We start from the raw sequence: 16,490 nt of genomic DNA on the forward strand, positions 1-16,490 counted from the left end.
TTATGAATGATTTGCTATTCATAAATTGTTCTTTGCAAAGAAAGATATGTTTCAAAACTTAGGAATCACGATTTATAGTGATTTTTATAATTTGAAAAATAAAATAAAGTGGGTGTTTGTTTCTGTTTAACTTTTTAATTAGTAGTCTTTTGCCTCTTTTTTTAGTTGATGAGAAAGGTTTTTTAAAGGGTGAATTATACAATTGTTAATATTCTCACAAACTTTTAAACTAAAACAGATGCCAAACTTTTTTTGTATTTTTGAAACATAAATAGATTATTTATGAGAGAAGAAAAAGTTATTTTAGTGGATACAAACGATGAAGCTATTGGTTTAATGGAAAAAATAGCAGCTCACGAACAAGCACTTTTACACAGAGCTTTTTCTGTTTTTATTTTAAATGATAAAAACGAAGTGATGTTACAACAAAGAGCAGCTCAAAAATATCATTCTCCTTTGTTATGGACTAATACGTGTTGTAGCCATCAAAGAGCAGGCGAATCAAATGTTGTTGCAGGAAAGAGGCGTTTAATGGAAGAAATGGGTTTTGTAACCGATTTAAAAGAACTTTTTCATTTCATATACAAAGCTCCTTTTGATAATGGATTAACGGAACATGAATTAGATCATGTAATGATAGGAAAATATAATGAAGATCCAATTATTAATAAAGAGGAGGTTGCGAATTGGAAATGGATGAAAATTGAAGACATTAAAGAAGATATGCTGGCTAATCCTGATAGTTACACTGTATGGTTTAAAATAATTTTTAATGAGTTTTATCATTACTTAGAAAATCATAAATTATAATATTATTTAGCCATTATAATTCTAAAGAAGAGTTTACTAACAATGAAAGCAACAGTTTCAAGGAAAGCCCATTTTAATGCTGCACACAGATTGCATCGCTCTGATTGGTCAGATGAAAAAAATACTACAGTTTTTGGAAAATGTAATAATCCTAACTATCACGGTCATAACTATGAATTGATAGTAAGTGTTACTGGTGAGATTGATCCCGTAACAGGATTTGTTATAGATGTTAAAATTTTATCAGATTTAATCAAAGAACATATAGAAGACGTTTTAGATCACAAGAACTTAAATTTAGATGTTGTTGATTTTGAAAATCGTAATCCTACTGCCGAAAATATAGCAGTGGTGATTTGGAATAAATTGCGTCCTTATATTAATTTAAAAATGGATTTAGAAGTGGTTTTGTATGAAACACCACGTAATTTTGTAACTTATAAAGGGAATTAAAGTATGGCACTTAAAGTAGGAGATAAAGTACCTCATTTTACAGCAAAAAATCAACATGGAGAAGTGTTTAATTGGAGTGAACAGTTAGGAAAACCAACAGTACTTTATTTCTATCCTAAAGATGATACTCCAGGATGTACAGCTCAAGCCTGTAGTTTTAGAGATGAATATGAGGATTTTAAAGACTTAGGGGCTGAGGTAATTGGTATTAGTGGGGATTCTGAAAAATCGCATGTAAAGTTTGCCCAAAATCACAAACTTCCTTTTATTTTGCTATCTGATTCAAATAAAGTTATTCGAAAATTATTTGATGTTCCTACTAATTTGTTAGGATTGTTGCCAGGAAGAGTCACTTATATTATAGATTCTAATGGAGTTGTAGTTTATATTCACAATAGCATGTCTGCAAAAAATCATATCACAATTGCAAAAGATAAGATTAAAGAAATAGTATAATTATTTTACAAAATAAATTGAAGAAAAATTTTTTTAGCTGATTAAGTTTTTATTTTTGTTTTTCTTAAACGTTAGTTATGATTGGAACAGTTGAAAGAAAAATTTCTCAAGGAGTTATTAAAGAGGAGAAATGTAAAGTTTGTAATGAAGAAGCTGATTTGTTAGTGGATGTTTATTTAAAGATTTTTGTAATAAAATTTTTTGTTTTTCCTTCAGAAAAAAGAACGATGGTGAGTTGTTCTAAATGTAAAAAGGGAGACCTTAAACCCTATGAGTTAACTAGTACTGCTAAAAATAAGCTTTTTAAAATTAATGAGGCTGCTAAAATACCGTCTGTTTATTTTTCAGGATATATAATTCTTGTGGCAATTGCCTTTTTGGTAATGATTTCAAAACTTAAATAAGTGGCCTAATTCTTTTGCTGTTTGTCTAAATAGATATGTTAATAAAATGACATACATAACCATTCATCGAAAGAATAAGAATTCTATTTGAATTTCTTGAATATTTGTATTAAAAAAAGATACGTTATGAATCATTTATATCCATTATTGTTTGAACCAATACTTAAAGAACGAATTTGGGGTGGAACCAAATTAAAAACTTATTTAAACAAACCTATTTTTTCTGATATAACAGGAGAAAGCTGGGAGATTTCTACAGTTCCAAATGATATTAGTGTAGTTCGTAATGGTTATTTAAAAGGAAAAAATATAAATGACTTAATTGAATTGTTTTCAAGTGATTTTTTAGGTGAATCAGTAATAAAAAGATTTGGAAATGAATTTCCATTATTGTTTAAATTTATTGACGCTAAAGAAGATTTGTCTATACAATTACATCCAAACGATGCTTTAGCTAAAAAAAGACATAATTCTTTTGGAAAAACTGAGATGTGGTATGTCATGCAAGCCGATAGAGATTCTCGTTTAGTAGTAGGTTTTAAAAATGATACGACAAAAGAGGAATATCTGAATAACCTACAAAATAAAACATTAGTTTCTATTTTAAATGAAATGCCTGTTAAAAAAGGAGATGTTTTTTTTCTTGAAACTGGAACAATACATGCTATTGGTTCGGGAGTTGTTATCGCAGAAATACAACAAACCAGCGATATTACCTACCGTATTTATGATTGGGACAGAGTAGATGCAAGTGGTCATGGAAGAGAATTACATACAGATTTAGCTTTGGATGCGATTACATATAAAAAAACAAACTCAAAAGTTACTTATGATACAGTAGAAAACGTTTCAAATAAAGTAGTTGACTGTATTTATTTTAAAACAAATATAATCCCTTTACAAGGAAATTACTATTGGTCTAAAAAACAGGAGGCTTTTACTGTTTTAATGTGCACAGAAGGACAATTTGATTTGTTTTTTGAAGAAGAGTGTTTCAGTTTAAAAGCAGGAAATACGATTTTAATACCAGCAGTAATTGATGATTTAATTTTAAAGGGGAGTGCTACAGTATTAGAAATTTCTATTTAATTAAATATCATAAGAATATATTCCTTAATTTTGCTTCAAATTTTAAATAAATACAAAATGGCAAGCGTTAAAAACTTGAAGAAAGAAATCAACTACGTTTTAGGAGATTTAGTAAATATTGTGTATGTGTGGGAAATGACAAATGGTGGAAAACCTACTGAAACTACAGATGCTATTATTGATGAAATTTACGATAACTATGATGCTTTAGTTACTAAAATCAATAAAAAAGATGTTGAGAACAAAAAAGCGCATTTTAAACAAATTCGTAAAGAATACGAAGATACTGCAAATCAAATAGTTGAAAAAATCAACAAATTAAATTAAAAAAAATACTAAAAAAAAGCGGATTTTTCTTTGCAAATATAAAAATCAAAATTATATTTGCACCGCAATAAAGGTAACGCACTGTATGAAATAAGACTTGGCTTGCCTTTAAGAGTTGCCGGTGTAGCTCAGCTGGCTAGAGCAGCTGATTTGTAATCAGCAGGTCGTGGGTTCGAGTCCCTCCATCGGCTCAAAAAAAGGAAAGCAAACGCTTTCCTTTTTTTATTTTATGAACTCCTATTTATTCCTCTAGCCAATCTCTAAATAATTTGGTTTGACTCTGACTAGTTATCAAATGCTTTTCATATCCTAAAAGTTTTACAGCTAAATTATTTTTAGAATATTTCTCAATTTTCTGAATGTGCTTTTTGTGTACAATAGTACTTCTATTAATTCTAAAAAACGCTTTTGAGTCAATTAATTGTTCAATATCTTTTAATGTATTTTGATTTAAAAGGTGTTTTTTTGAATATATATCTATTGCAAATACAACCCCTTCTTCAGCAGTAAAAAAAGAAATATTTTCAGTTTCAATAAAATATATTTCTTTGCTAGTACTTATGGTAAAACGCTCTTTAGAAGTTGCTTTTTGAATAGGCTGTTTTAAAAGGAGTTCTAACTTTGTAAGGATAGTGTGATCTGGAATGACTGTTTTTCGTAGTAATAAAAATTTATCCCAAGCCTTTTTAAATCGGTCAAAAGAAAATGGTTTTAAAAGATATTCTATACCATTGGTTTCAAAAGCATTCATTAAAAACTGATTGTAAGCCGTAATGAAAATAATAGGACATGGAATTTGATTTTTAGAAAAAATTTCGAAGACATTACCATCTAATAATTCGATATCTGATAAAATTAAATCAACTTCAGATTGAGATGCTAAAAAAGTATTAGTTTCTTCGACGGTAGTAATTTCTGCCACAAGGGTTATGGGTTCATTCAAATCTTCTAAAAAACGTTTTATCTTTTTTCTTGCTGGAATTTCGTCTTCAATAATGGCTATTTTCATTGGTAGAGTGATTGGAAATTAGGGGTAAAATAACTATAAAATTAGTTTCGGTTTCTGTTATTTCTATTCTTTTATTGCAAAGTATTGCGTATTGTTCGTTTAAATTTTGTAAACCTCTTCCTGAATGTAATGTTTTGTTTTTCTTCTTGTTCAGATTGTTAGTTACAATTACAGACTCGTTTATTTGTATCGTTATTATAATTGGTTTTTTTTCAGTACCTAAATTGTGTTTAATAGCGTTTTCTAGCAATAATTGGATAGCAAGTGGTGGAATCCAAGTGTTTTGAATATCCTTATTTTCTTCAATAATCAATTGAAAAGCATTACCGTATTTATGTTCTATAAGTAAAAAATATTTTTTTATGAAAGAAAGTTCTTCAGTAATTGTTACTTTATTTCTTGTGCTAACTTCTAATAGATACCTGTAAATCTCTGCAAATTCATTTAAAAAAGTCGAGGCTTTGTTTTTATCTTCCTCTATGAGCTGGTCTAATATGTTTAGGTTGTTAAATAGAAAATGTGGATTGAGTTGTGTTTTTAGTTGATTAATTTTACTTTCGGAAAGAGCTAAACTATAAGATGTTAATTGATTTTGGTACTTTTTATTTTTAAGATGATAATAATAAGCTAAGAAAAAACTGCCATAAATAAAAGCATCTATAAAATTTGTAACTAACGAATGAGTAATTGTTTGTAAGTTAAAATTTCTTTCAACAGTGTCAAAAAGTAAGGCAATGATGAATCCAAAAGCCTTCAAGATTATAATATAAATTAGTAAAGAAATACTAAAGATTTTTACAACTTCAGATATGCTAAAGAAAGTTGCTTTTTGCCATTTTTTTATAAGAATAGTCATGATATAAAAAAAGAAACAAGAACTTATAAATGTCATTACCGCTGCTTCAGGTGTAAAAAGATACCCGTTTAATTTTTGACGTATTAAAAACCGAATTTGAACAGAATGGGCATACCCAAATAAAAAAATAAAGAGTAAAAAATACTTATGTGTGTTGAGTTTTTTTAGGAACTGCATGGAATACTATTTCATGAATTACAAAAATAGCGCTATTTAATAAATAGCGCTATTAATCTGTTTGTTTCTTTATTTCTGATTTGGAAAAGAAGCAATAACATTTCCTTTGTCATCAAAAAAATCGAGTTTTGCATTGTTATTTTTGTCTACATAAAACATGGCTTTAGGCATTCCTTTGTCGTCAAATAAGAACAAACCGTTATTTTCACTTCTTGTTTTGCCTAGCATAACGCGAGGTGCGCCACCAATAATGCCTTGTTCTTGATATTCTTTATACTTTTCTTGCATTAATTTTGGATCTTCTTTTTTTAGAATTTCTAATTCTTTCATTATTTCAGCATTTCTTTTTTGTGTTTCTTGTGCGGGTCTGTCATTAAAGACCAAACTAGTACTCACAAATCGTTTGTCACCTTTTTGATAATCTTGGTTTAACAATTGCATTACTTGGTCACCATCATATTGATCATAAGTTAAAGAAAGCCCAGAACTATGCCCATTTTCACTTTTGGCACCATCGTAAATAAAACCGCCACATTCGATACCGTCTTCGTTAAAAAATAACATTCCTGAACGTTTTTTTCTAGTTACATTCGTCCCTCTTCCATTAATAATAGTGTTCCCATTCGGAAATTTATCTACATTAGTTAGAATCATTTTAACAGTACCGTCTTTTTCAACGATATTAATTCGTTCTACGTCTATCTCAGTAAATTTTTGATTACCATTTTTTTTAAAAGCGCTAGTTGCTAATACAAGTGTGCCTATAGCTATAGCTATAGCAAAAGTTCTTAAAAATACTACTTCTTTTTTCATAACATTATTTTGTTTTGAGTGATACATTTTTTTGTTTCTCAAAACTACAATGACTCTCTTTTCACTACAATCTAAAAATGATGAGCTAGGGAAAAATAAGAATAAACCAAGGAAATTTTATAATGAGTTAAAATTTATAGAATTTAACATGTGAACGTTTTTTTGAGTGATAAAATAAAATAATAATGATTTTTTTTCTATTAATTATTTAATTTTTAGGTTTTTATTGTAATTTCATCTAGTTTTTTATAAAAAACAGAATAATTTATAAATTTTATAGGAACAATTTATAAATTGTTCTAGCGATGGTTTTTCTGAGTAAGGAATGGGATATAATTTTGTACGAAATTTATTTCTATTGCATAATTATGATAGTTTGGCTTTGCGACTGATTTGTAATAGATTATAAATGAAAACAAACAAACCAAAACTATGATGAAAAATTATTATGTATTTGCTGTATTGCTTTTTATACTGCAATATGCAAATGGACAAACTAATATTGTTACCTATGCTGGTAATAATGGTAGAGAAACTTTTTATGATGTAATACAGCTTAGTGATGGAACATTTATTGTTTCTGGTTATGCTTCAGATTTGAATTGGATACCTAATGCTGTACCTAGAACTCAATTAACATATACAGCTACAATTCCAAATGCTCAAGGGACAAGTAAAATTGGCTTTATTCTACAATTATCTCAAGACATGCAAACTATTTTAAATGTTGTTCATTTTCCACAAGGAGCTGTTGAAGATATCCGATTTATGAAAACCAATAGTTTACCTTATACCCAAACAGGAGACTTGTTTATTAGTTGTAATACATCAGATTCTGTAGCTAATGGGGGCGGATATATTATTGCTAAATTAAATAATAATTTTATTTCGGGTGTGCCTACAGCGTGTACTTGGATACATATAGTACAAGCTCAAACTGGACCTAAAGAATATCATCCATGGGATGTGACTAGCAATGGTGAAATATATTATATCAGCGGTGAAGCCTATGGTTACAATTGGAGTGCTGTATATTGCTTAAATTCAAATGGTCAATTAAAAGTGGTGCCTAATTGGCGTACACATTGGTTAACAAACGGCTCAGAATGGAAAGGAACACCTGCTTCTGCTAATCCATTGGGTGGTATTGCTGCGGTTGCTTATAGTGGTATTGTGTTAAAAATTTGGGGAAGGTGTGATTTACGTTCGTGGACAAATACCGATTATAATACCATTATTTCAGACGGAAATGGGGGAACTAAAAAAGGGAAATGGCCTTTAGATGTTTTGTTTAATTCTCCTTGCGACCCTAATAATCCTACAGCGGTTAGTCCTGGTTATACAGGATATGCAGCAGCAGCTGGTAGTCCTGTTTATGGAGGCGAATCAATTTGTGTTGATAAAAGAACAAATGAGTTATATATTGGATTAAATTTTAAAAGCGTGCTTCCTGGTGGTCAACCCGATTTTGAGCCAGCTGTAATTGCAATGGATGCAACGGGTAATTTAAAATGGTGGAGTCGTTTGTATCATGAAATTACTCCTACTGGAAATATAGTTAATTCATCTCCAGATCAATATATAGATGCTTTAGCTGTAGATTATACGAATGATAAACTGGTGGTAGGAGCTAGGTGTCATGGAAATAATTCTGAAAATTTTTGGGAAGGAAACACAATCTATAGCAATCCTTCTGCATTTGGTTTCCAAAATAATTTTACGGGAGGAAATGGAAATATTCATATTTCTTGGTTAGGAAAACTTAACTTAAATAATGGAACGCTTACTAATGCAACTTTTATGGCAGAATTAGCGGAAGGAACAGGTTCATTAGGTACTCCACATACCGACCCCAATTTAGATGGATGGCCTAATCCAAATTCGGGTTGGCCCAATGTGAACACAACAAGAATGGCAAAAAACGGATTAAAAGTAGCCAGTAATGGTGATGTATGTGTCTTGGGCATTGGTAGAAGAACTATCACTACAGCAAATGCGTATCAAAAAATGATAAAACCTTCACAAGGGAAGAGTGCATGGAATAGTTTTGTAAGGGTTTATGATTCTCAATTTCATGTACCAAAATACTCTTCTTTAATTGTTGGTCAATGGAATACTACAACGGAAACAGGTGGAGATAACACAGAAATTTTTGGTGTATATAAAACAAATTTAGGTGTAGTATGTGTGGGAAGGCAAAAGGCAAATTTGAGTAATGTGGCTATAGGCAATAACTTGCCAGTTACCAATGTGACACCTTGGGGAAGTGCAACTCCTTCTGGAGAGAGTGCCGTTTTAGTATATTATCAAGCAAATAATTTGATAGATAATAATGACTTTTTAAATCACCAAACTTTTACTAAAAATGAAAGTCAAAATGATTTAACGATTTACCCAAATCCGTCTAAAGGAATTTTTACTATTCAAACTTCTGAAAAAATAAATAAGATTACTATTACCTCTTTTATTGGACAAACTATTTTTGAGAAAATCATTGATGACGAGATTGATAATAATAGCATAGATATTAGCCACCATCCAAAAGGAGTTTATTTTATTACAATTACAGATAGGTTACAAAAAACAACGACACAAAAAATAGTAATTCAATAGAAAAAAACAGAAATAGAATTGAGATGCTTACCTGAAAAATATGAGAATACATAAAAGCAACAGTTCAATTTACACGTATTTATTTATTATTTGTTACCAAAGCCAAATACATAGCATAGGAATATGTTATGATTTGGTTAAGGGTACTATGTGCTAAAAATAAACCAAACTCTAAATATTTAAAAATGAAAAAAAAGACTCAAAAGTTTAAATCATTTGTTTCTAGTCAGAATGCTTTTGCATTAGCAACATCTGTGTTACATGTAGTAATTATTCTCTTTTGTATAAAAAGCAATGGACAAACCTTACTTTTTAATTCTGGTTTTGAAGGTACCACTTCGATTAATCAATTAAACGCTCAAAAAGATATATTTTCTGGTATAGATACTACTGTTGGAATGCCAAATAACTGGAATACAATTACTAGTCAACCTAATATAGGTTTGTTTCGTTTGGAATATGAAGAAGGAAATGCAAATCAACGAAGGGCTGCAATTGTAAATGACCCAGTTAATGCGAATAACAAAGTGCTTAATTTTAAGATTTTACAACCTCATATCAACATGTTGCCTGGTTATACAGTAAACAACATTGTTTTTAATAAAAAGGGAAGAATACAAGTAGATATGTATGGTTGTTCAGGATTAAAAGAAGTTTTTCAATCGGTTCGTCTTTTTATACCTAATGATTTTAATAAAATTATTAATGAAAGTAATTTTCCAGGTGTAGGCGATTGGATCACTCTTTTTGAATTTTGGAATGATGCCCCATGGACATCTACGAATAGCCCTTTTCGATTTGGGGTAGGTTTACAGAAAGAAATTGCAACTAAAGGAGCACCTTTATATTTTAAAGCATCCGGACAAAGATTGGTAAATGGTAATTGGGTACAACCCGAGGATTGGGAAAATATGAATACCCATTTTGAAGTCCCTATTGGTAAGTGGATGACAATTGAATATTACATCAAAGAAGGTAAAGTAGGAACGGGACGTTTTTATTTTGCGGTTACTCCAGATGGAGAAGAGAAAACTATTTTATGGGATCTTAAGAATGTACCTACTTGCCATCCGAATGACCCTACACCAAGTGGCTTATCTGAATTAAATATTCTTAAGCTTTATACTTCAAATAATATGATTAATCAGATGAACAACTTGGGAGGCGTTTTTCAAGTTTATTGGGATGATTTGAAATTCTGGAAAAATCTAACCCCAGAACAAGTCAATATAGCAAGTCCTTCAGCATTTACAGCTGCAAATATATTATCGAATCAAGTAACGTTTAATTGGAATGATAATGCAACGAATGAATCTGAATATTTCTTAGAAAGAAGAAACTTACCTGACGGTCAGTATGAAGTTGCTAAACAACTAGGAATAAATAAAACAGATTGTGTGGATAATAATGTGATTGGAGGGGAATCATATAGATACAGATTATCTGGAAAAAATGCTTATGGAAGATCTAAATATGTTTATCTAGATGTAACGACACCATCAATAGTAGTTGCGCCTTCAAATTTAAATGTTACAGCAATTCAAGAAAATCAGGCTACTTTAAAATGGGTTGATAATTCTAATAACGAAACGGCTTTTGTGATTGATAGACGTTCTGTTACAGATGGAGGCGATTATACTTATTTGAGTACAGTAAATGCCAATGCCACTTCTTTTACAGATGCTACATTGATGCCAAATAAAGAATACCGTTACCGCTTATCTGCCAAGAATGGAAATGTAATTTCAGATTTTTCTTATTCAGCAGTTTTCAAGACAATCGAATTAAATGGGACAGGTTTACAAGCAACGTATTATAATAATATGGATTTTACAGGAACATCAATCACAAGAATTGATCCAACGATAAATTTTAATTGGGGAAATGGTTCTCCATCAACTAGTATTCAAGCCGATACTTTTTCAGCAAGTTGGATTGGACAAGTAAAGCCAAAAACAACAGGAACCTATACTTTTTATACGAATAGTGACGATGGTGTTCGTTTATGGGTAAATGGTGTTTTATTAATCAATAAATGGAATAACCAAGCAACTACAGAATATTCTGGTACCGTCCAATTGAATGGAGGTCAAAAATATAATATTGCTTTAGAATACTTTGATAATACAAGAGGAGCCGTTGTACAATTGAGTTGGTCTAGTATTGGTTTGCCAAAAGAAATAATACCTCAAACCGCATTGTATCCATCTAGTGGAGCTGCTAATAAAGTAGTTAATACAGTAAATTCTACTACAATTGTAAAAGAAATTTCAGAATCAAATCCTAGCTTCTTAGTTTACCCAAATCCTGCAAAAGATATTTTATATTTTAATTTAGAGACTATAAATGAAAGTAGTATTGTTGCAGAATTAGTTTCTTCTGAAAATAAAGTTGTCAAAACAGTTTCGTATGCAGCATCTAAAGATAAACCAACCTATTCTTTTGATACTACCGAAATACCTGCTGGAATCTATTATCTAAAAATAAACAATGGATTACAAATAATCATAAAGAAAATTATCATTGATTAATATAGTTTGTTAGTTTTGAATAACTAATTTTTAATGATACAAAAGGATTCTACTTTTTAAGTGGAATCCTTTTACTTTTAAAACATACCATTTTCATTAATGATATCTTTTGGAACGGGTTGACCAAAATCCCAAAGTTCTACAATTTTATTATCCTGGAATCTGAAAATATGCATGACAGCTAATTCCATATCATTATTTTGTAATTGAATCCGAGAATGTACAGCAACCAAATTGTCATCTTCTAATATTCGTTGTATTTCAAAAATTTTATTCGGATTTTGAACTGCATTTTCTTCCATGGCGAGCATTAAAGTATTTTGATCTCCTTTAAAATAGGCATTATGATGAATAAATTTAGAATCGATATACAAATCAAATGCTTCTCTAGCTTTCCCTTTAGCCGCAAGATGTAAAAAATGGGTAGCTATTTCTTTTTTTGTCATGGATAGATGGAATTGAATTGAATTGAATAAAAATCAACTGAAATACAAAGCGTAATTTTTTTCAGTTGCCTTTTATTGTATATTATTGTGCAATACTTTTTCGTTTTAAAATGAACGAACTAATTAACGTAACAAGAAAACCGACAGGTAAAATTTCTGTATACGTAATCATGGCATTAAAAAATGGGTTTTTATACATGGTAGAAAATTCTGCCATTTCTTTTGTTTTTTGTTCTATTTCCATCACACTTGCTCCATTTTGTTTTAAACCGTTTATCATGTGTTCGGCATATTTTTCTGTAAAATCTGGTACAAAATAAAAAAAGTTAATCAACCAAGTAACTACATACATTGTTGAGGCAATAAGAACAATTATACTGCCGATTTTAAAAGCTTTACCAAAACTAATAGTACCGTTATTGTATTTGTCTCTGTAATTTTTGATACCTACGTATACAAGTGAGAATGCAATAAGCATCGAGGAATAACCAATAAGCATTCCTTTTTCAAAATCAACACTGTCTGTAGAGGTTAAAAAAAGCATAGGTACAGAAACAACAATACCAGCTATTAATCCGAAAATAATAATATTTTTTTTCATAATAAGAATAATTTATTACTTGCAAATGTGAACATTACTCCTTTTTTTTTACTCATACTTTAGTATATTTTTGACCCTATATCGTTTTTTTGTACTAAAGTAGGGTTTGTTAAGGTATTAGTTGTAAGCGTTTTGCCTTTTCAACTGCTTGGGTACGTCTTTTTACCTCTAATTTTTCAAAAATATTTTGATTGTGTGTCTTTACAGTGCTTAAAGAAACAAAAATAATATTAGCAATTTCCTGATTACTGTTGCCATCAGCCATTAGATGTAATATTTCTAATTCTCTTGAACTTAATTCTAGTTGGGAAACAAGACTTTTATTTAACACAAAAGGGGTTTCTTTCCGAATAAAGATTTCTTTCTCCACAATGATTGTTTTGGGTTTGCTTAATTTTAAAGCAAGCCAAATTCCCAAAGCAGTAAAAAGTAAGGCAATGGAACCAATGTATATTTCTAACGAATGGTCAAACAGGATATACCGAAGTTCTAACCATTTTAAGAAAAAAAGTAAAATAGCTAAACTAATGCCATATGCAATAATCGTTTTATGTGTTTGAAACCATTTTATTAAATAAGACATGTATTTTTGTTTATCTCTATTTAGGTATTGCCTAGTATTATTAGATAAATATAAGAAAATTAATGTTTTAGATTGTTATTCTAAAGCTTGTTTTAAATCGAAAAGTAAATCATCAATATATTCAATTCCTATAGAAAGGCGTATTAAATTTTCTGGACTAATCGGATTTGTACCTTCAACGCTTCTTCGGTGTTCTACTAAACTTTCTACTCCACCTAATGAAGTGGCATGTTTAAAAATTTGTAATTTATTGGTAAACCGTAATGCATTTTCTTGATTCCCTTTTACCAAAATTGATACAATAGTTCCAAAACCATGTTGCATTTGTTTTTTAGCAATTGTATGATTTTCATGTGAAGTTAATCCAGGAAAAAATACTTTTTCTATAGCGGCATGTGTATTTAAGAAAGAAGCTATAACCATTGCATTATCGCATTGTGCTTTAAAACGTAAAGGAAAAGTTGCCAAACTTCTATTGAGTAACCAGCAATCAAAAGGTGCTGGAACTGCTCCTGCCATTTTTTGGTAGGTTCGTATACTTTCACTTATTTCATTTTCTTTATTGGTTAAAATAATACCTCCTAATATGTCAGAATGACCACTGAAAAATTTAGTGGAAGAATACATCACATAATCAATACCTATGTTTATTGTTTTTTGAAGGATTGGAGTAGCAAATGTATTGTCGCAAACTGTTAAAAGGTTGTGTTTTTTTGCAATTGAAATCACAGCTTCAAGATCAGTAATTTTTAATTGAGGGTTGGAAGGTGTTTCTATCCAAATTAATTTTGTATTTGATTGAATGGCTTCTTCAATATTTGAAGCAGTAGTCATATCAATCATCGTGCTTGTAACATTCCAACGCTTAAAAAAAGTATTCAGCAATTGTCTGGTACCATGATAACAATCATCTGGTATAATAAGGTGACAATTTGGTTCGAGTAATGTATTGAATAACGCGTTTATAGCTGCCATTCCAGAGGCAAAAGTAATAGCTGTTTTTGCTTCTTCTATACTTGCTATTTTCTGTTCTACAGCAATTCTATTTGGGTTTTCAGCACGAGTGTAAATATATTCTCCTGTACTACCATCTTCGTTTCGCTCAAAAGTGGTAGATAGATGAATAGGTTGAATAATATCTTTATTGTTTCCTTTTTTTACCCCAGCGTGTACTGCCAAAGTGTGTATGTGCTGTCTTTTCATAGGTGTATAATTATTAAATAATTACTGAAAACACCTTGTAACGTCATCAAAAAAAGCTTTATTTTTTATTTGCTATGGCTTCTTTTTTAGTGTCGTAAATATGTTTTCTTAAAACTTTTCCATATTTAGATGCAGCTACTTGTCTGCTCATATGTTTTGCAATGGTATCTAAGTAAGCAATGTTAATATCTGGAATTTCTGTTAGCGCTAAATAAGGTGCAACTTCATATTCTCCGTGTGTTACTGCAAAATTTGCTGTATAGCGATATTTTCTTTTAATTAATTTTTCAAAAGCATCTTCTATACTGTCTGCTCTTTGCTGGTTGAAATTAGTAGCATTTTCAATTCTTTTCTTTATAATGGTTAAATTTTCATCATTAAATTTAGATTTAAAACCATTAAACTCATCTAATAACTCTTGGTTTTTTGAACCAGTTATTTTTGCCGCTGCATAAAATTCTTTTAATGTAGTTTCAATATTCATATCACCAGGTTCAGCAAAGAAACTTAAATTGTTATCAATAGAATTTGTTTGTCCTCTATCTAAAATTAAGTATAATACTTCAGGATTTTTAAGTGGAATAGAAGTTTCAAAATGAGATGCTCCTTTAATAATAATACTATCTATAGTAATTAAGGTTGTGTCTTCAATTTTTTTAATGTATAATTTTCCTTGACTTAATCCTTTTACATTTCCTGTTAAATGTAAACTTTCTTTAGGGGCATCATTTTCATTACAAGAGATTAAACTCAATAATCCAAGTCCAAAAAGTAAAACTTTTTTCATTTTGTATTTTCTTTTTTAATTATTTTGGAGCTGCATGTTCCATTAAAAAGGTGCAAATAATAGCTCCGTATGTACCTATAATATAACCGAAAATTGCTAAAAGCACTCCTACACTTGCTAAGGACGAATGAAACGCAGAAGCTACAACGGGTGCAGATGCTGCTCCACCCACATTAGCCTGACTTCCAACCGCTATGAAAAAGTAAGGTGCTTTTATTAATTTTGCGACTGCAAATATGATAATAAAATGAATTATCATCCAAATAATTCCAACAAGAATTAATCCTGGGTTTTCTAAAACAGATGTCAAATTCATTTTCATGCCAATTGATGCTACTAAAATATAAATAAAGATACTTCCTATTTTACTAGCTCCTGCTCCTTCATAGGTTTTTAATTTTGTGTAAGATAATATAATTCCTAAAAGAGTAGCTATAGTTATCATCCAAAAGAAAGTTCCTCCAAAAGTGGAAGCAAAACTCTTTGGGTCGTTAACAACTTCGAAAGTTTGGATACAAAATTTTGATGCTATTTGTGATCCCCAATGTGATATTCCTACTGACGTAAATGCAATAGCTAAGATAACCATATAATCTGTTAATGAAGGGTTTCTTTTAACACTTTCTTGATAGCTAGAAACTTTGTCTTGGAGTTGTTGGATGGAAGAATTGTCTGCTTTTAACCATTTATTGATAGCTTCTTTTTTTCCAATTCCAAATAATAAAAAAGCCATTCCAATATTAGCAACAACAATATCAACTAGTACCATTGCTCCATATTTAGATTGGTTAAATTTGAAAATCTCTAACATTGCTGCTTGATTTGCACCACCGCCAATCCAACTTCCAGCAATGGTCGATAAACCTCTCCAAACCGCATCAAAATCATTGCCACCAACTGTTTCTGGTGAAAAAATGGATAGGATTAAAATAGCAATAGGACCACCTAGAATAATACCAACCGTTCCAGCTAAGAAAACTAAAATAGATTTGAATCCTAAATTCATAAGTGCTTTTAAATCTATGCTTAGAGTCATTAAAACCAATGCTGCAGGTAATAAATAGCGACTAGCAATATAGTATATTTGTGAACTTTTTTTTACTTCTTCACCTGTTGCTGAAATCTCTATCCAATCTGGAGCAATAATATTTAGAGAACTTAAAACAGCAGGAAGTAAATAACACATTAATAGTGCTGGTATAAATTTGTAAAATGTTTTCCAATTCCCTTCATTTTTAGAAGAAGTATAAAAAACAAAACCTAGAACGAACATTAGCAAACCAAAAACAATTGTATCGTCAGTAAAATAAGGGGGATTTTGCATTTTTTATA

At 30.2% G+C, this 16,490-nt stretch carries 17 protein-coding genes and 1 tRNA gene; 9 read left to right on the plus strand and 9 right to left on the minus strand.

The genetic code is table 11. The features are described from left to right. Window positions 1–282 precede the first annotated feature (282 nt). The 7 genes from idi (at window position 283) to CX675_RS06280 (ending at window position 3,730) form a co-directional block, all read left to right on the plus strand. Complete coding sequence (gene idi / locus CX675_RS06250) at window positions 283–810, plus strand: isopentenyl-diphosphate Delta-isomerase (RefSeq protein WP_130734353.1); 528 nt, start codon at window positions 283–285, stop codon at window positions 808–810. 42 nt (window positions 811–852) lie between these two features. Continuing rightward, entirely contained in the window at window positions 853–1,263 is a 411-nt protein-coding gene (locus CX675_RS06255; protein ID WP_130734354.1) for a 6-carboxytetrahydropterin synthase, read from the plus strand. Window positions 1,264–1,266: 3 nt separating this feature from the next. Then, the gene (locus CX675_RS06260; RefSeq protein ID WP_130734355.1) at window positions 1,267–1,719 is read left to right on the plus strand and encodes a peroxiredoxin; all 453 of its coding nucleotides are present in this window, start codon (window positions 1,267–1,269) and stop codon (window positions 1,717–1,719) included. Window positions 1,720–1,796: 77 nt separating this feature from the next. Further along, entirely contained in the window at window positions 1,797–2,123 is a 327-nt protein-coding gene (locus CX675_RS06265) for a hypothetical protein (RefSeq protein WP_130734356.1), read from the plus strand. 126 nt (window positions 2,124–2,249) lie between these two features. After that, window positions 2,250–3,212, plus strand: coding sequence for a type I phosphomannose isomerase catalytic subunit (locus tag CX675_RS06270; RefSeq protein ID WP_130734357.1), 963 nt, complete (start codon window positions 2,250–2,252; stop codon window positions 3,210–3,212). A 57-nt stretch (window positions 3,213–3,269) separates the two neighbouring features. Next, the gene (locus CX675_RS06275; protein WP_130734358.1) at window positions 3,270–3,539 is read left to right on the plus strand and encodes a hypothetical protein; all 270 of its coding nucleotides are present in this window, start codon (window positions 3,270–3,272) and stop codon (window positions 3,537–3,539) included. Window positions 3,540–3,656: 117 nt separating this feature from the next. Next, window positions 3,657–3,730, plus strand: a tRNA-Thr gene (locus CX675_RS06280). A 50-nt stretch (window positions 3,731–3,780) separates the two neighbouring features. Here CX675_RS06280 and CX675_RS06285 read toward each other — a convergent pair. From CX675_RS06285 to CX675_RS06295, 3 genes are all read right to left on the minus strand, one after another. Beyond that, window positions 3,781–4,548: a LytTR family DNA-binding domain-containing protein gene (locus CX675_RS06285; RefSeq protein ID WP_130734359.1), complete on the minus strand. Its 768-nt coding sequence runs from the start codon at window positions 4,546–4,548 to the stop codon at window positions 3,781–3,783. Next, window positions 4,529–5,581, minus strand: a complete 1,053-nt coding sequence (locus tag CX675_RS06290) for a sensor histidine kinase (protein ID WP_130734360.1) — start codon at window positions 5,579–5,581, stop codon at window positions 4,529–4,531. Before CX675_RS06290 ends, CX675_RS06285 begins: the two co-directional genes overlap by 20 nt. A gap of 69 nt (window positions 5,582–5,650) precedes the next feature. After that, a complete protein-coding gene (locus CX675_RS06295) occupies window positions 5,651–6,394 on the minus strand; it encodes a hypothetical protein (protein WP_130734361.1) in 744 nt (247 codons plus the stop codon). A 432-nt stretch (window positions 6,395–6,826) separates the two neighbouring features. Here CX675_RS06295 and CX675_RS06300 point away from each other — a divergent pair, with 432 nt between their 5' ends. Further along, entirely contained in the window at window positions 6,827–9,007 is a 2,181-nt protein-coding gene (locus CX675_RS06300; protein ID WP_130734362.1) for a T9SS type A sorting domain-containing protein, read from the plus strand. A 185-nt stretch (window positions 9,008–9,192) separates the two neighbouring features. Then, window positions 9,193–11,538, plus strand: coding sequence for a PA14 domain-containing protein (locus CX675_RS06305; RefSeq protein WP_165395983.1), 2,346 nt, complete (start codon window positions 9,193–9,195; stop codon window positions 11,536–11,538). Window positions 11,539–11,615: 77 nt separating this feature from the next. Here CX675_RS06305 and CX675_RS06310 read toward each other — a convergent pair whose 3' ends face one another. The 6 genes from CX675_RS06310 to CX675_RS06335 all read right to left on the minus strand — a co-directional run bounded on the left by CX675_RS06310 (window position 11,616) and on the right by CX675_RS06335 (window position 16,482). Continuing rightward, complete coding sequence (locus CX675_RS06310) at window positions 11,616–11,984, minus strand: nuclear transport factor 2 family protein (protein ID WP_130734364.1); 369 nt, start codon at window positions 11,982–11,984, stop codon at window positions 11,616–11,618. Window positions 11,985–12,066: 82 nt separating this feature from the next. After that, on the minus strand, window positions 12,067–12,585 hold the full coding sequence (locus tag CX675_RS06315) for a DUF4199 domain-containing protein (protein WP_130734365.1): 519 nt from the start codon (window positions 12,583–12,585) through the stop codon (window positions 12,067–12,069). A 109-nt stretch (window positions 12,586–12,694) separates the two neighbouring features. Beyond that, window positions 12,695–13,168 carry a LuxR C-terminal-related transcriptional regulator gene (locus CX675_RS06320; protein ID WP_130734366.1) on the minus strand — a complete coding sequence of 158 codons (474 nt, stop codon included), beginning with the start codon at window positions 13,166–13,168 and terminating at the stop codon, window positions 12,695–12,697. Window positions 13,169–13,243: 75 nt separating this feature from the next. Next, a complete protein-coding gene (locus CX675_RS06325) occupies window positions 13,244–14,371 on the minus strand; it encodes a PLP-dependent aspartate aminotransferase family protein (protein ID WP_130734367.1) in 1,128 nt (375 codons plus the stop codon). Window positions 14,372–14,429: 58 nt separating this feature from the next. Beyond that, window positions 14,430–15,158, minus strand: coding sequence for a DUF4369 domain-containing protein (locus CX675_RS06330; RefSeq protein ID WP_130734368.1), 729 nt, complete (start codon window positions 15,156–15,158; stop codon window positions 14,430–14,432). Window positions 15,159–15,177: 19 nt separating this feature from the next. After that, on the minus strand, window positions 15,178–16,482 hold the full coding sequence (locus CX675_RS06335; RefSeq protein WP_130734369.1) for a DUF819 domain-containing protein: 1,305 nt from the start codon (window positions 16,480–16,482) through the stop codon (window positions 15,178–15,180). Between the last annotated feature and the right edge of the window lie 8 nt (window positions 16,483–16,490).

Origin of the sequence: Flavobacterium sp. J27, from assembly GCF_004303025.1 — a bacterium.
In the GTDB taxonomy this organism is placed as follows: domain Bacteria; phylum Bacteroidota; class Bacteroidia; order Flavobacteriales; family Flavobacteriaceae; genus Flavobacterium.

Bases quoted from the DNA above. Each gene is read 5' to 3' on its own strand.
- idi (WP_130734353.1), top strand. From the start codon at position 283: ATGAGAGAAGAAAAAGTTATTTTAGTGGATACAAACGATGAAGCTATT.
- CX675_RS06255 (WP_130734354.1), top strand. From the start codon at position 853: ATGAAAGCAACAGTTTCAAGGAAAGCCCATTTTAATGCTGCACACAGA.
- CX675_RS06260 (WP_130734355.1), top strand. From the start codon at position 1,267: ATGGCACTTAAAGTAGGAGATAAAGTACCTCATTTTACAGCAAAAAAT.
- CX675_RS06265 (WP_130734356.1), top strand. From the start codon at position 1,797: ATGATTGGAACAGTTGAAAGAAAAATTTCTCAAGGAGTTATTAAAGAG.
- CX675_RS06270 (WP_130734357.1), top strand. From the start codon at position 2,250: ATGAATCATTTATATCCATTATTGTTTGAACCAATACTTAAAGAACGA.
- CX675_RS06275 (WP_130734358.1), top strand. From the start codon at position 3,270: ATGGCAAGCGTTAAAAACTTGAAGAAAGAAATCAACTACGTTTTAGGA.
- CX675_RS06285 (WP_130734359.1), bottom strand. From the start codon at position 4,548: ATGAAAATAGCCATTATTGAAGACGAAATTCCAGCAAGAAAAAAGATA.
- CX675_RS06290 (WP_130734360.1), bottom strand. From the start codon at position 5,581: ATGCAGTTCCTAAAAAAACTCAACACACATAAGTATTTTTTACTCTTT.
- CX675_RS06295 (WP_130734361.1), bottom strand. From the start codon at position 6,394: ATGAAAAAAGAAGTAGTATTTTTAAGAACTTTTGCTATAGCTATAGCT.
- CX675_RS06300 (WP_130734362.1), top strand. From the start codon at position 6,827: ATGATGAAAAATTATTATGTATTTGCTGTATTGCTTTTTATACTGCAA.
- CX675_RS06305 (WP_165395983.1), top strand. From the start codon at position 9,193: ATGAAAAAAAAGACTCAAAAGTTTAAATCATTTGTTTCTAGTCAGAAT.
- CX675_RS06310 (WP_130734364.1), bottom strand. From the start codon at position 11,984: ATGACAAAAAAAGAAATAGCTACCCATTTTTTACATCTTGCGGCTAAA.
- CX675_RS06315 (WP_130734365.1), bottom strand. From the start codon at position 12,585: ATGAAAAAAAATATTATTATTTTCGGATTAATAGCTGGTATTGTTGTT.
- CX675_RS06320 (WP_130734366.1), bottom strand. From the start codon at position 13,168: ATGTCTTATTTAATAAAATGGTTTCAAACACATAAAACGATTATTGCA.
- CX675_RS06325 (WP_130734367.1), bottom strand. From the start codon at position 14,371: ATGAAAAGACAGCACATACACACTTTGGCAGTACACGCTGGGGTAAAA.
- CX675_RS06330 (WP_130734368.1), bottom strand. From the start codon at position 15,158: ATGAAAAAAGTTTTACTTTTTGGACTTGGATTATTGAGTTTAATCTCT.
- CX675_RS06335 (WP_130734369.1), bottom strand. From the start codon at position 16,482: ATGCAAAATCCCCCTTATTTTACTGACGATACAATTGTTTTTGGTTTG.